Annotated in this window: 14 protein-coding genes; 8 read left to right on the forward strand and 6 right to left on the reverse strand. The window is 60.7% G+C overall.

Going from position 1 to position 14,903, the window contains the following annotated elements; genetic code table 11:
* Nucleotides 1–201: 201 nt before the first annotated feature.
* From CKW26_RS20790 to CKW26_RS20805, 4 genes are read left to right on the forward strand one after another with little or no spacing between them, the layout of a single operon-like run.
* Nucleotides 202–1,323, forward strand: a complete 1,122-nt coding sequence (locus CKW26_RS20790) for an AAA family ATPase (protein ID WP_095049974.1) — start codon at nt 202–204, stop codon at nt 1,321–1,323.
* Nucleotides 1,320–1,754: a hypothetical protein gene (locus CKW26_RS20795; RefSeq protein ID WP_095049975.1), complete on the forward strand. Its 435-nt coding sequence runs from the start codon at nt 1,320–1,322 to the stop codon at nt 1,752–1,754. Before CKW26_RS20790 ends, CKW26_RS20795 begins: the two co-directional genes overlap by 4 nt.
* A complete protein-coding gene (locus CKW26_RS20800) occupies nt 1,754–3,583 on the forward strand; it encodes a hypothetical protein (RefSeq protein ID WP_095049989.1) in 1,830 nt (609 codons plus the stop codon). The genes CKW26_RS20795 and CKW26_RS20800 overlap by 1 nt, the downstream gene beginning before the upstream one ends.
* Entirely contained in the window at nt 3,576–6,491 is a 2,916-nt protein-coding gene (locus CKW26_RS20805; protein WP_095049976.1) for a bpX6 domain-containing protein, read from the forward strand. Before CKW26_RS20800 ends, CKW26_RS20805 begins: the two co-directional genes overlap by 8 nt.
* 13 nt (nt 6,492–6,504) lie before the next feature.
* Here the strand turns inward: CKW26_RS20805 and phnE are convergent, their stop codons facing one another.
* From phnE to CKW26_RS20835, 6 genes are all read right to left on the reverse strand, one after another.
* Entirely contained in the window at nt 6,505–7,272 is a 768-nt protein-coding gene (gene phnE / locus CKW26_RS20810) for a phosphonate ABC transporter, permease protein PhnE (protein ID WP_095049977.1), read from the reverse strand.
* Entirely contained in the window at nt 7,269–8,093 is an 825-nt protein-coding gene (locus tag CKW26_RS20815; protein WP_095049978.1) for an ABC transporter permease, read from the reverse strand. Before CKW26_RS20815 ends, phnE begins: the two co-directional genes overlap by 4 nt.
* On the reverse strand, nt 8,087–8,884 hold the full coding sequence (locus CKW26_RS20820; RefSeq protein ID WP_095049979.1) for a phosphonate ABC transporter ATP-binding protein: 798 nt from the start codon (nt 8,882–8,884) through the stop codon (nt 8,087–8,089). Before CKW26_RS20820 ends, CKW26_RS20815 begins: the two co-directional genes overlap by 7 nt.
* Complete coding sequence (locus CKW26_RS20825) at nt 8,881–9,744, reverse strand: putative selenate ABC transporter substrate-binding protein (protein ID WP_095049980.1); 864 nt, start codon at nt 9,742–9,744, stop codon at nt 8,881–8,883. The genes CKW26_RS20820 and CKW26_RS20825 overlap by 4 nt, the downstream gene beginning before the upstream one ends.
* A 129-nt stretch (nt 9,745–9,873) precedes the next feature.
* Nucleotides 9,874–10,593: an SDR family oxidoreductase gene (locus CKW26_RS20830; protein ID WP_095049981.1), complete on the reverse strand. Its 720-nt coding sequence runs from the start codon at nt 10,591–10,593 to the stop codon at nt 9,874–9,876.
* 89 nt (nt 10,594–10,682) lie between these two features.
* Nucleotides 10,683–11,075: a RidA family protein gene (locus CKW26_RS20835; protein ID WP_095049982.1), complete on the reverse strand. Its 393-nt coding sequence runs from the start codon at nt 11,073–11,075 to the stop codon at nt 10,683–10,685.
* A 115-nt stretch (nt 11,076–11,190) separates the two neighbouring features.
* On the opposite strand from CKW26_RS20835, the gene CKW26_RS20840 reads away from it, so the two are divergent.
* The 4 genes from CKW26_RS20840 to CKW26_RS20855 all read left to right on the forward strand — a co-directional run.
* A complete protein-coding gene (locus CKW26_RS20840) occupies nt 11,191–12,084 on the forward strand; it encodes a LysR family transcriptional regulator (RefSeq protein WP_093433130.1) in 894 nt (297 codons plus the stop codon).
* A 124-nt stretch (nt 12,085–12,208) separates the two neighbouring features.
* Nucleotides 12,209–13,369: a radical SAM/SPASM domain-containing protein gene (locus CKW26_RS20845; RefSeq protein WP_093433127.1), complete on the forward strand. Its 1,161-nt coding sequence runs from the start codon at nt 12,209–12,211 to the stop codon at nt 13,367–13,369.
* 109 nt (nt 13,370–13,478) lie between these two features.
* A complete protein-coding gene (locus tag CKW26_RS20850; RefSeq protein ID WP_095049983.1) occupies nt 13,479–14,504 on the forward strand; it encodes a GlxA family transcriptional regulator in 1,026 nt (341 codons plus the stop codon).
* 251 nt (nt 14,505–14,755) lie between these two features.
* On the forward strand, nt 14,756–14,903 hold a 148-nt coding region (locus tag CKW26_RS20855), incomplete at its 3' end, for a transposase (protein ID WP_141231873.1).

The raw sequence follows: 14,903 nt of genomic DNA on the forward strand, positions 1-14,903 counted from the left end.
GTGGCATATGCCGCCATTGCTCCCGCGTGAAACTTGCACAGTCTGACCGCCTCGCATCGCTGCAAGGTTTCCTGAAGCATAATCAGCTTTTGTCAGATATCCACTCGCGAACTTGACCGTAGTGGCGATTAAAGATCACTCGCCGGCGGCCGATACCTGCCGACCAGCCCAATCAGAATTCATTTTTCAGGGAAGATGCCCATGAGTGCTTCATTGCAGAGCGCTGCCGCGCAAATCCGTCAGGCCGTACGCGTCGCCACCGAAGGTCTTGTGGGGCGTGAGCAGTTGGCCGAACTGATTGTTCTGGCCGCCGTGGCACAGGAGCATATTCTGGTCATCGGCCCACCAGGCACCGCGAAAAGTGCAGTCGTGCGCCGGGTTGCGCAATCGATGGGCGGGCGCTATTTCGAGTATCTGCTGGGGCGGTTTACCGAACCTTCGGAACTGTTCGGCGCGGTCGACCTGAAAAAGCTTCGCGAAGGCACGGTGGAAACTGACGTCAGCGGCATGCTGCCTGAAGCCGATATCGTTTTCCTCGATGAGGTGTTTCTCGGTTCGACGGCCATTCTCAACACGCTCCTTGGCGTGCTTAACGAGCGGCGCTTCCGGCGTGGGCATACGCAGATTCAGTGCCCGCTGCGGGTCTGCGTCGGCGCCTCCAACGGCTTGCCCGACGATGAAGCGTTGGCGGCGTTTGGTGACCGCTTCCTGCTGCACCTGTTTGTCGAGTCTGTGCCGGACAATCAGCTGGAAGCGATGCTCGCCGGCGGCTGGCAGTCCGAGCAACGCCCGGTTCAACAGTTGCTCGGTCTGAGCCAGCTCGACACTCTGGGTCAGGCTCTGAAGAGCGTTGACCTGAGCTCCGTGCGCCCGGCGCTGGCCCAAGCCATTCGCCGCTTGCGTGAGGCCGGCATTCAGTTGTCGGATCGACGCATCGTCAAGTCCCAGCGCCTGATCGCTGCCGCCGCGTTGCTCGGTGGTCGAGTGGAGGCCAGTGCCGCCGATCTGTGGCCGCTGCTGTATGTGTTGCCAACCAAGGAAACCCAGCAGCACGGCCGCGAGGTGCTCCGCGAGATGTTCACCCAGTCGAGCAACCGCCATCTGTTCAGCGCGGTGGAGGAGGCGACCCTGCAGCCGATGTCGCGGGTCAGCCGCCTGCTGGAAACCGCCGAGGATTATCTGGCGCGCACTGAACCGCCGGCCGGTGCCTTGCTGGAGGGGCTGCTGCGTGAGATCGACGCCAACTTCAACGACCTGACCATCCCGGCGACGTTGCACGACGTTCGCGGCCAACTCGCCCGTTTGCTGACGACTGCCGCATGAATGGCAAAGCGCTGAGTTGGCGCTGGCGCTCGCGGCCGGTGGCAGTGGCGCCGCAGGCTGCCGTGGCGTGGGGCGAAGCCGCCCGGCGTCTGCATGCGCGATTGCTGGCGATACCGGATGAACAGGCCACGCGCCTGCATGCCACCGCCAATCGCGACGTGCTGCTGGTGAGCGGCGCGGCGGCGGATCTGCCGTGGGTCGATGGCGTTGCCTATGCGGCGATGGACGAGCGTGCGCCCGGGCTTTGGTTACCCACCAGTTGGGAGCCGGATGTACCGACCGACCTGCTGGCGCACGCGTTGTCGCACCGCTTCTCGCGGGCGCCGCTGCTGCTGTGGCGTGATCCATCGGCGGTGGTACCGCTCGATCGGCAATTGCCGGTGAGCGCAGAACATTTGCAGCGAATTGACGATTTTTGGGCGGGGCGCTGATGCAGTTACCTGAATCTCTGCAACCGTGGCGCGAATGGCTGGAGTGGTTCGCCCCAGAACAACTGCCGCTTTTCGCCGATCTGCTTGGACGGCTCAACCCGGTACTGGGCCCGCTGCGCGGTGTGCAACAGGGCGGCGTGCCCGAGCCCGATGGCTTGGGCGATTTACAGAGGCGCGGGCCGTATGACCGGCTGCTGACCAGTGAATGGCTGCTGGCCGACGAAGTGCCCGACGAGTTTCTGCGCCGCGCGGCCGTGGGCGAACATCTGTTCCTCGCGCCGCAATATCGCGCGCAGCAAGCCAGTCGCCGGATTGTCGTGCTGTTCGATGCCGGGCCGTTGCAACTGGGCGCCGCACGCTTGGTGCACATGGCGCTGGTGATCCTGCTGGCACGTCGCGCGAAAGAGGCGGGTGCCGAACTGCGTTGGGGCATTTTGCAGCAGGAGCCAGCCTTGCATGAGGTCGATTCGGCGGCGCAGCTCAAACGATTGCTCGGTGCACGGACCTTCTCCACGGTGAGCGATGCGCATTGGCAGGCGTGGCGCAGTTGGCTGCATAGCGCGTCAATGCCGGTCGGCGAATGCTGGCTGGTGGGGCAACGTCTGCCGGCAACAGACCGGCAGACTTGCAGCCATCGCGTGCAAATCGCGCGAAGTCTTGATGGTTGCAGCCTGTCTGTGCACTTGCAGGCAACGGACACCCATCGCGTGCTATTACCGATGCCCGCTGAGCGTGCGGCCCTGCAACTGCTCAAAGGGCAGTTTGAGGGCGAAATCGTCAAGGCTGCGCCGACGGCCAAAGGTTGTGTGCCGCGGGTGTCGCTGACGCTACAGCCGGTGATTTCCAGCTCCGGCAGCCATGTCGCGCTGAAAATGCTCGATGAGCCCGGCATGGTGGTGATCAAGCTACCGGCGCAATACCAGAAAAAACCATTGGAAGTTCGTCGTAACCTCTGGAGCGCAGGACGTACGCCGCTGACGGCGCTGTTTTTTGGGGGCGCCATCGGGGCGGTCATGAGCGACCCTTTGCAACTGACATTCTGGAGTATTCCCGGTCTGAATCCGGTGGATAAACCGGGCCCGGAGGAGTTGAAGCTGCCGCCGGGCACGGGCAACTTCCTCCCTGCGGTCGGTTTGCATAGTCGCTCTGAAAGGCGATTGTATCTGCTCGATACTCAAGGGCATCTGGCCTACTGGACCGTGAAAAGGGACAAAAATATCGCCGCCCCGGAAACCCGCCAGACCCATCGCCTGGCGACCGATGTGATCGCCATGGCCAAGATGGCCGGTGATGCGATGGTCTATGTATGTCGTTCAGGCGGTCGGTTGTTCGCCCATCCTGTGCGTCTGGACACCGGGGCGAAGCAACCGTATGGATTGGGCCTTGCCGAAGGCGTCAGCCAGGTGCTGTTTGCCGGCATTCAGCGCGGGCGCAGCGCGTTCGGCGGCTGTGCATTGCTCACGATGAAAAACGACTGTGAGAGCTGGCGTGTGTACTCGGCCAATGACTTACCATCAGCGGCGCAATGCATCGATCTGGCCCGCGGCTGGAAAGGTATCGGTCTGCTGCAAGACGACAACGAGTGTTACTTGCTGTTGATGATCAGCCCCGGTCAGCAGGCCATCGCCCTCTGGCACGGCGATGACATGGAGACGTTGTTCACCACCAGCGAGGTGATTGCCAAGGTCAGCTTCTGTCCGTTGAGTGGTCTGGTGGCTGTGCTGACCAGCGCCCGCGAACTGCTGGTGTACGCGGTGCCGCAGCGCCTCCTGCGTTTGCAGGTGTTTTGTAATGAACAGCCGAAAAACAAGGACGACAGCCATGCTTGAAAACGCCGCGGCGTTGATCCGCCGCCCGGTCTTGAGCGGTCACCAGCGCATTGAGGGCCTGTGGTTTGCCGCTGAACGTTTCGCCCAGCACGAACGCGAGCGGTTGATCATCGAGCATTGGCAGACCGCTGCCAGCGCTTACCGTTTCGCCGATGGTGATCTGCTGCGCTTTGCTCAGCCACTGACCGTGCAGTGCGAGACCTTGCTCGGCTGGCCGTTGATTCGTCAGGGCAAGACGCTGTGTTCAGCCGTACTCGACCCGCAGGAAATGCGCGATCTGCCGGCCGCCGATCTCTGGCTGGTGCGCGGCAGCCATGTCAGTGCTCTGCATCTGCGCGATGCCGACGTGTTGGCGCCGGGTGAGTGGATTGATATCAGTGGCGTGACGTTGCTCGACACCTATGACTGTCGCAACGTATTGCCGCCGCCAGTGCTCGAGCCGTTGGAAGTCACCAGCGATGTGCGCGAGATTCTTGGCAAAAAACTGAAACCGGTCAGCCCCGAGCAGCAAAAGACTCTGCAAGCGCTGATCGCGCGTCAGCAGAAGGCGCCGCAGGTATCGCCCGATGCCGCCGTATCACCGGCGAGCGCCGGCTGGACAGTGCCTGATGACGCGCCTCTGCCGTGGCTGAAACTCAGTGTGACGCTGGTGTTGCTGGTGGCGGTGTTCTGGATGGGCGCTCAGGGCCGGCACACCGAGGTGAACGCCGTGACGCCCGCGCCGGCGACGTCGCTGTCGGTGCAGATCGGTGCTGTCGTGGTGGGCACGCTGATTGCCGGGGTCGCGTTGACCCTGTTGCTGTTCGGGTTGCGTCATCTGTTGCGGCGCGTGGCGTCGGTGCCGTTGCCATTGCCGGGTGCGCCGACCCACTCGGCCGCAGACATTGCGCCGCGGGCGCGGCCACACCAACATAAACCAGCGCTGTGGCGTCGCTGGGTGACGCGCCTGACCCGGCACTCGCGGCTGTCTGCGCTGTACGGCAGGCGTCAGGCAGCCTATATGCAGCGCATGTTCGAGATGTTCGAGAACGGCGATTATGAAGAGGCGCTGCGCCATGCGATTCCGCTGGGCGGTGGCGAGCACAGAGGTGAGCAGTCATTCGGCACCCCACAGCGGCGTCAGGATCTGTCGATCAGCCAGCACCAGGGGCTCGCCCGCTCGATGGTCTTCGAGCAAGACGTCGAGGGGCATCTGCGCCAGATCTACCGCCAGACCTTCCAGCGGCTCGACCGTGAAGGCCGGATAGAGGAGGCGGTGTTCGTCCTCGCCGAACTGCTCAAGGTGCAGCAGGAGGCGCTCGACTATCTGGAAAAACACGGCCGCCAACAACAGGCCGCCGACCTCGCGCTGGCCTGGGACATGCCCGCTGCGACCATCGTGCGTCTGCTGTGCCTGGCCGGTAACTGGCAACGCGCCTTGCTGGTGGCGCGGCGCGATGAAGCCTTCGCTGATGCTGTGGCGTTGCTCCAGGACAAATGGCCGTTATACGCCGAGCGCCTGCGTCTGGAGTGGGCCGAATCCTTGGCACGCAAAGGCCTTTGGTTGCAAGCCGTCGAGGTTGTCTGGCCGCTGCTGGCAGAGCGCGAGCGCGCCACGCAATGGTTGTTGAATGCCGAAATGGCCGGTGGCAGCCTGGCACTTGGAGCGCTGGTGAAACGGGCAATTCTGCTCCCCGACACCTTGTTCGCGTACGCCGATCAGGTCGAGCAATTGCGTGATGATCCTGCCCGCTACGCCGAGCGGGCGGCACTGGCCGAAAGCCTGTTGCAGCACAAGGCGCACGCCACCGAGTTGGCCTGGTTGGCGAGCGCCACCGTCCACGCGATTATTGCCGATCAGGTGGGCGGGCAGGGGCGTTTGTCTCTGCTGCAGTTGCAGGCACTGGTCAGCATGAGCAAGGACAAACTATTGCAGGCCGACCTGCCGCAGCAACTGCCCGCACGACCTGCACCCTACACGCAGGTCACCGGCAGCGAACCCCTGCAATGGACTGCGCCGGACATGGGCAGCCGAATGATCCGGGACGCCGTGCCGCTAACCGATCAGCGCTACTTGCTGGCATTGGGCGAGGCCGGCGCAGTGGTGGTCGATGCGCATGGCAACACGCTCTACCAATTCGCAATGCCTGCGCAATACATCGTTCTGGCCCATGGGCGGCAGGTCGCATTGCTTGTCGCTCGGCGCAATGAAGTATGGCGTATCAGCAAAGTGGATCTGGTCACGCGCGTCGCAACGGATCTCGGCGTGCAGATGTTCAGTGCGTTCAGCCGCACATTCAACGGTTCGAACTGGACCATCGGCCGTGGGCGACAACTGCGGGTGGTGGATGTCGATCGTGGATTCGAAACCCTGTGGCACGTGAGCGATTTGCCCGGAGAGGTCATTGGCATGAAGGATGACGCGTGCAACGAATCTGTATGGTTGAGTGATGCGCAAGCGGGCCTGGAGTTGTGGCACTACCGGTTACCTGAGCGACGACTGATGAAGCGAATGCCGGTGCCTGCGTTGGGTATCGACCAGCAGTACTTGCTCAGCGCTGACGGGCGATTGGAGTTCATGCGTGTGGAGCGTGAAAGCGACGAGGTTTCGGTTCTGGTGTTCGGTGGTGGGACTGATTGCAACAACTACAGCCTGCCGGATTGTGACTTCGAGCAAGACCATGATGAGTTGGTGGAAGTGCATTTGCATGAGCACTGCCGGCTGATCGGTTACCTGATCAACGACCACGACATGCGCTGGCACTTCATCGCCAGGACCAGCAACCGCCTCGTTGCGACACTGCAATGGCCTCGACAGGGTGTGCGGGTACGTTGTGTCGGTAGCGATTTCCTGCTGTTTGATGATCAGGGACGCTTGAGCCATTTCAATATGGACAATGTCACGCAACACAACCTTTCGCTGAACTGAGTGGTGAGCCGGCCTACGCTTTGACCCAGCGTTGCCGGCTCCAGGCACTCAACCAGTCGACCACAAACACCAGCACCAGCATCGCCAGAATCACCGTGCTGGCTTGCGCTTCCTGAAACAGGCTGAGGCTCACATAGAGCATCTGCCCCAATCCGCCAGCGCCGACAAAGCCGAGCACGCTGGCCATGCGGATGTTGTTTTCCCAGCGGTACAGAACGTAGGCGAGCAGTTGCGGCGCAAGGTTCGGCAGGGTGCCGTAGCAAAAGGCGAGGAGCGGATTGCCGCCCTGTAAACGAATGGCTTCGGCCGGTTGTGGCGGGGTATTTTCCAGCGCTTCGGCGAACAAACGACCGAGCACCCCAGTGGTGTGCAGGGCGAGGGCGAGGGTGCCGGCGTTCGGGCCGAGGCCGGCGGCGAGCACCATCAGCGCGGCCCAGACCAGTTCCGGAATCGCCCGCGAGGCATTGAGCAGCAGGCGCGAGGCGCTTTGCAGCGGCCAGCCGAACCGTCCGGCGGCGGGCAGGGCGAGAACGATGCCGAACACAGCGGCGAGCAGGGTGCCGAGGGCCGACATCGCCAACGTTTCCAACGATCCGTGGAAGATTGCTTTGAGGTAATCCGCGCTCAAGTCCGGGCTGAGAAAACGCTGCACATACGCGCCCATCTGCTTGAGGCTGGTGGCGCTGCCCACCTCGCCCAGATCCAGTCCCAGATAAGTGAAGGACGCGATGACCGCCAGCGCGATGCCGGCGATCAGCAGCAAGTTGATCAGACGATTCATGTCAGCCTCCAGCGCAGCAAGCGGCTGAGTTGGTCGGCGGCCAATACCAACACCAGGAAGCACAGCAGGATACTGGCGACCTCACCGCCGGCGAACATGCGGATCGACAGGTCGATCTGCTGACCCAGGCCGCCGGCGCCGACAAACCCCATCACCACTGACGCGCGGATCGCGCATTCCCAGCGATAGACTGTGTACGAGAGCAGTTCTGACCCGACGTTGGGCAACGTGCCGTAAGCAAACGCCGCCAGACGGCCGCTGCCAGCCTGCAACAGTGCGTGCGCCGGACGCTGATCGGTCGATTCAAAAATCTCCGCATAGACTTTGCCGAGCATGCCGCTGTAGGTGATGGCGATGGCCAGCACACCGGCCGCCGGCCCCAACCCTACGGCGCGCACAAACAGCAGCGCCCAGACGATTTCCGGCACGCTGCGCAGGAAAATCAACAGTCCGCGCACCGGCCAGCGCAACAGACGCCCCAGTCGGCTCGGCACGCCACCGCGTGACGCGGCAGACAGCGACAGCGCACGACTGGCGACCAGGCCCGCCGGTATCGCCAACACCAGCGCCAAAGCCATGCCGGCGGTGGCGATGGCCAGAGTTTGCAGGGTGGCTTTGAACAGTAACTGCAGAAACGCTTCGTCGTGCGCCGGTGGCCAGAATTGCGCGACAAAACGGCCCATTTCATTCTGGCTGTCGGGGAGCAATACGCCCAGATTTAGCTCGCTGAGCTGAATGCCCGGCCACAGCAAAGCAATCGCCAGCAACGTCAGCAGCAGACGCGGCCATGCGGCGGGATCGCGTGAATCGGCTTTCAGCATCGTGGAATCTGCACAGTCAGAGGCGCCACCGCAATGGTCGGTGATTGCAGTTTTTCATTGGCGTAAAGCGCGTCGAGCATTTCCGGGGTGACGCGATCAGAAGGGCTGTCGAACAGAATCTGCCCGTCGCGCAGACCGATGATTCGCGGGAAGTGCGACAGCGCCAGATCCACCGCATGCAGGCTCGCCACCAGCGTTACGTTATGTTCGCGAGCATGCCGCGAGAGGATCGACAGCGTGTGCCCGGCCATGACCGGGTCCATGGCTGACACCGGTTCGTCGGCCAAGAGGATTTCCGGCGCCTGATACAACACGCGGGCGATACCGACGCGTTGCAACTGGCCGCCAGACAATTGCTGGCAATGGGCGAACAGTTTGTCGCCCAGGTCCAGTCGCGCCAACGCCGCGCGCGCACCGGCCACATCCAGCGGATGCAACAGGTTCAAAAGACTTTTACCCAGACTCCATTGGCCGAGCTTGCCGGCCAGCACCGCCGTCACTACACGCTGACGCGGTGGCAGTGGCGGCGCCTGATGCACCAGGCCGATCCGCGCGCGCAGACGCTGACGCTGGCGGGCAGACAAGTGCCAGGCGCGTTCGCCGAGCACTTCAATCTCGCCGCTGCTGGGCCGCAGGGCGGTGGCCAGCAGGTTGAGCAAACTCGACTTACCGGCCCCGGACGGGCCAATGATGGCGACCTGTTCACCAACGCCAATCTGCAAGTCGACACCGCGCAGGGCGTCGACTCCATTGGCGTGGCGCAGGCTGCCTTGTTTGAGGCGTAGGGTCATTTCAGCAGTTCGGCGGCGCGGGCGGCTTCCTCGATGCCCTTGTAGTTCTCGGGCTTGGTGTCGATGAAGCGGCTGGCCGCTTGCAGATCAAGAATCTTCTTCTGCTCAGGGTTGGCCGGGTCCAGATCAAGGAAGGCTTTTTTGATCTTCGCTGTCAGCGCTGGGTCGAGGGTGCCGCGCACAGTCCAGTTGTAATCGAAGTAGGTCGGGGTGGTGGCGAAGACTTTGACCTTGTTGGTGTCGACCTTGCCGGCGTCGACCAGTTTCTGCCAGACGCTGGCGTTCAGCACACCGGCATCCACCTTACCGGCCTGCACCCAAGCGACGGTGGCGTCGTGGGCGCCGGAGTAGGCGACACGGCTGAAATAGCCCTCAGGCTTGATGTTGTCGTTTTTCAGCATGAAGTAACGCGGCATCAGGCTGCCGGAGGTCGACGACACCGAACCGAAGGCGAAGGTCTTGCCCTTCAAGTCGGCGAGGCTATGCACATTCGGGTCAGCGGTGATGAATTTGCTGGTGAACTGTGCATCCTGTTCGCGTTGTACCAACGGGATTACTGGCGTCGTTGCGTCAGTTTTCAAACGTGCCTGCACAAAAGTGAAACCGCCGAGCCAGGCCATGTCGAGGCGATCGGTCGCGAGTGCTTCAACCACTGCCGGGTAGTCCGCCACCGGGACGAACTGCACTTTCATGCCCAGTTGTTGTTCCAGATAAGCACCCAGCGGTTCGAACTTGCGCAGCAACTCGGTCGGGGCTTCATCGGGAATCGCGCTGACGCGCAAAACGTCGGCCGCTTGGGCCATGAATGCAGAAAAGGACAGGGCCAGGCCGGCGGTCAGTGCCAGTGTTCGTTTGAGCATGGAATTCTCCGTTTCGTGAGCGTCAAAAAGTGTGAAGAGCTGAACCAGGGCACTACGTGAGGGTAGACGAATCGGCGAGGTTATACGTATTCGCACGCGTAAAGGCCAGCGCCATCAGGGCAGGAATGGTCAAAAGCGTTCGTCGAGTATTGCCGGCAGGGTGAGCTCCTTGACGTAGCTGGCCGAAGACAGACTCAGAATCATGCGCACCACCTGAACGACATCGTGAACTGGAATCAGCTGACCCTCGCCACGCTGCGCAGCCAGATCTCGCGGCGTGCTCAGCCGATCCTCGGTGTTGAGATACCCCAGATTCAGGCAAGTCACCGCCAGACGCTGCTGTCGGTAGCCTTCGCGCAGCGTATCGGCAATCCCGCGCAGGGCGAATTTGGAGGCGCCGAAGGCGACTTCCGGACGCCCGCTTTGCGGCAGGCCTGAAGTCGATCCGGTGAGGATGATTCTGGGGTGGGGGCTTTTCAGCAGAAGCGGAAGCATGCGTTTGATCAGCAGGATTGTTGCGCTGATGTTGCAACTGACGATGGCTTGCAATTCGTCGTCCGGACTGTCGAGAAAGTCATAGGCTGGATCGAAAGCCGACTCTTCCCAGATACCGAGGTTGTAGATCAGCGTATCCAGCCCATCGTCGACGACCGCATGCTCGATGGCGTGCGCGGCTTTGGCCGGGTTCATCAGATCGGCTTCCACCCAGCGTACTGGATGCTCTGCCTCGCACACCAAACCTTCGGGACGCGTGCGGGACACACCAATCAGCGTGTCTCCCGCGTTACCCAAGCCTTCGATAAAAGCTCGGCCCAAGCCTTTACTGGCACCCACCACCAAAATGTTCATCGATCCTCTCCCTGATCTGAATGCTGATGTGGGGCAGCATGCAAACAGACGACCTCTGAAATGGCAAACGAATGGGTGTGTCCGGATATTTACGGCAACCTGGCAATCACCTTGATCTCAAAATCAAACCCATACAGCCATGTCACGCCAACCGCCGTCACCGTCGGATGCGGCGCCTCGCCCCAGAACTCGGTCAGCACCACATCCCAGATCGTCTCGAATTTCGACTGGGGATCAACGATGAATACGGTGACATCGACCACGTCATCGAAGCTGGCACCGGCTTCTTCAAGGATTGCATTGAGGTTAGTGAACGCCTGACGCACCTGATTTTTCAGGTCCGGCGCTGGCGTGCCGTCCTCGGTGCTGCCGACCTGTCCCGAGACAAACAGAAAACCGTTGGAGCGAATGGCTGGCGAGTAACGGTGGCGTTCGTAAAGCGTGCGGCGTGCGGATGGAAAAACAACATCGCGCTGAGTCATGGAAGTGTCTCCTTCATTTGAGTTGATGGAGCCACTGTAGGTATTTGCAGGCCAGCGATAAACGCGCAAGCTTGGCGTTCACTGTTTGTGAAATCCAAACAATCGAGGGCAGACCTTGGACCGTTTTGACGCAATGCAGGCCTTCGCCCGAGTGGTCGAGGCGGGGAGTTTCACCAAAGCGGCGGAAACCTTGCACATGAGCAAGACCACCGTGACCCAACTGGTTCAGCAACTGGAGGCGCGCCTGCGGGTCAAGTTGCTCAATCGCACCACGCGCAAGGTCAACGTCACCGCCGATGGCGCGGCGTATTACCAACGCGTGATCCGCTTGCTCGCCGACCTCGATGATGCCGAAACCAGCCTGCCCGGCGCGGCGGCATCACCTTCGGGCCGGCTGCGAGTGGACGTCCCGAGTCCGCTCGCACGGTTGATTCTGGTGCCGGCCCTGCCCGAGTTTCACGCGCGCTATCCGGATATCCAGATCGACATGGGCGTCAGCGACCGTATTGTCGACATCATTGATGAGAACGTCGATTGCGTGGTGCGCGGCGGCGAACTCATGGACCTGTCGCTGATGGCACGCAAGGTCGCCGATCTGCAGTTGGGGGTGTTTGCCGCACCGCAATACCTGGCGCGCGCGGGCATTCCCGCGCACCCGAGAGACCTGGAAGACAGCCACCATCGCGTGGTCGGTTTTCTCTGGGCACGCACCGGCAAACCGGTGCCATATGCCTTGCACAACGCCACTGAAAACCTGCAAATCAAGGGACGGCACGTATTGGCAGTCGATGACGGCAACGCTTATCTCGCGGCAGGTCTGGCGGGCATGGGCGTGCTGTGGCTGCCCAAGTACATGTCTGCCGCCCATCAAGCGCGTGGCGAGCTGGTGCCGCTGTTCGAAGACTGGAAACTCGCGCCGATGCCGCTCTACATTGCTTATCCGCCGAACCGGCATGTCAGCCTGAAATTGCGCGTGTTTATCGATTGGGTCGTTGAGTTAATGGCGTAGAAGCATTGTGGTGCAGTTATTGCTAGCTGCTGTGCCAGTGCCGTCAAAATACCAACACAATCAGGCGACTTGAAAGCCCGTAGTGATGAGATGCATGGCTTTCAATTCTAGGAGCTTCACCCGCATGAATATGTACATCGATATCGTCGGTGCGTGCAATCTGAGCTGCCCGTCTTGCCCAATGGGCAACTCGGAAAATCTCAATTTCAAAAAAGCCATGCAGCTCGACATGTTCAAGCAGATTGTCGATAAGGCCAAGACAGAGGGCGTCGACACCATCTACCTCTATAACTGGACCGAGCCACTGATTCATCCAAAAATTGGCGAATTTATCGAGATCATTAATGCTGCCGGCATGGGCAGCGGTATCAGCACCAACCTTAATCTCGCCAAGAATATGGAAAAGGCCCTGATGGCCGAGCCGAGTTACTTCCGTATTTCGCTCTCGGGTTTTTACCAGGAGACCTACGAAAAGGGCCATGTCGGCGGCGATATCGAAGTTGTAAAACAAAACATGATCGCCCTGCAGGAGATCAAACAGCGCCTGGGTCTGAGAACCCGTGTGGATGTTTACTATCACCGCTACCTGGATAACATCGAAGAAGAATCACTGATGCGCGCGTTCAGTGAGCGTCTTGGCTTCATCTTCACCACCGGGTATTCGGTGATGATGCCGCTGGAGAAGACACTGGCCATTGTCGAGCGTGACCCGTCTGTCACGGCTACGGACATTGACACCCTGAAACGCCTCGCATTGCCGCCGTACGACGATCTCGTCAACGTCATCCAGCAATTTCCCAAGATGGCGTGCACGCTCAAGGATGACTGGCTGGTCATCGACTGCAATGGCAACACGGTGCTTTGCTGCACGATCTTCAATCAGACCGAGTATCAGGTTGGCAAGTACCTCGACATGCCGCTTGAAGAGCTGACGCGGCGTAAATCGACGCAGAAAAACTGTGTCGACATGTGCGACCGCTGCGCCAATAAAGGCCTGCATATCTACTCGATGCATCCCAATCAGGGTGTGCTGGAGCGGCACGCGGTGAATCGCATCATCGATTTCGAGCACTTCGCCAGCCAGGGTCTCACGGTGGACAGCGAGCGTCTCGGGCGTGCGGGCGAAGTCAGCGCAGAAAACTTTGATGAAGCCCAGTACCTTCGATTGAATGACGATGTCAGGATCGCGATTTCCCAGGGATCGTTCTCCAGCGGCTATCAGCACTACGTGCTGTGTGGGCGTCTCGAGGGGCGTTTAGGCGCCGGGGTTTTCTCGGCTGTTTGAGTCAGAGATGGATTGGCGGACAACCCCCCACTGAAACTGTTCGCCATTCACCGGCGTGATTGACTCTTTGACCGATCAAGCCAACTATCGGCGCACAACAACATGACCGATGGACCCGAACTTGATCGAACGACGCCAATTCAGCGGAGGCATGAAGGGGAAAAACCTCCGCTATCTGAATGAGCAAAGCGCGGATGACCCGCGCTTGACCCGCACCGGTTTTCTGCTGCTCGAACACTTTTCGCTACCGGCGTTTACCCAAGCGCTGGACACGGTTGTCACCACCAACCTGTTGCGTCCGGGGTTGTTTTCGTCGCGCACGTTTGGCTTGGGTGACGGCGAAGTCATCAGTGATCTGGGGCTGGTCATCCGCCCTGACGCACGTCTGGATTCAGCCGCGCTGGCGCAACTGGATCTGCTGGTGGTGTGTGGCGGGTATCGCACCGAGTTGCGGGCGAGTGAGGAGTTTATTCATTTGCTTCAGGTTGCAGCGGAGCGGGGCATCAGCCTCGCCGGGTTGTGGAACGGTTCGTGGTTCCTCGGCCGCGCCGGATTGCTCGACGGCTATCGCTGCGCGATCCACCCGGAACATCGCCCGGCGCTGACTGAAATCGCCAAAACCACCCACGTCAGCAGTGAGCCTTACGTGATCGACCGCGACCGGCTCACTGCATCGAGTCCGTCCGGCGCTTTCCACATGGCATTGGACTGGATCAAAAGCCTGCACGGCAAAGCCCTGGTCGAAGGGATCGAAGACATCCTAGCCTTCGAGGAGTCGCGTTACCGGCGCATCAAACCAGACGAAAACATCTGCGTCAGTGCGCCGCTGCGTGAAGTGGTGAAGCTGATGGACGCCAATCTGGAGGAGCCGCTGGAGCTGGAGCAACTGGCGGTGTATGCCGGCCGTTCTCGTCGTCAGTTGGAACGTCTTTTCAAGGAACAACTGGGCACCACGCCGCAGCGCTATTACCTGGAATTGCGCATCACCGAAGCGCGACGGTTGTTGCAGCACACTGAGCTTTCACAAGTGGAAGTGCTGGTCGCGTGCGGCTTCGTCTCGCCGAGCCATTTCAGCAAGTGCTACAGCTCGTATTTCGGCTATCGCCCATCAAAAGAAAAACGCCTGGTCAAATAACCCAAGCCGTCACCCACCTGAATTCTCCTCGGAATCCCACGTCGGCGTACCTCCCCCAAACCCCTCGGTCAGTTCCCTCTCCCTCTGGGAGAGGGTAAGGGAATTGGTAGGCTGCACTAACCGCTTCCTCACCAGAATTCACCGCGATATCCCACGTCGGCGTACCTCCCCCAAACCCCTCGGTTGATCTGGCTTAATGATTCTGGACACCCCTAAAGGGCGTTAATCTACGCCCAACGACGAGGTGTGATTTGACCAGACGATATTTTTCGACAGATTTCAAACGGGATGCGGCTTGCCTGGTTTTGGATAAAGACTATTCGGTGAGTGAAGCCTGCGAAGCAATGGGCGTGGGCCCTACAGCTCTGCGTCGCTGGGTTGAGCAACTGCGTGCGGAGC

The sequence above is a fragment of the Pseudomonas sp. Irchel s3h9 genome (assembly GCF_900187475.1).
GTDB classification, from domain to species: domain Bacteria; phylum Pseudomonadota; class Gammaproteobacteria; order Pseudomonadales; family Pseudomonadaceae; genus Aquipseudomonas; species Aquipseudomonas neuropathica.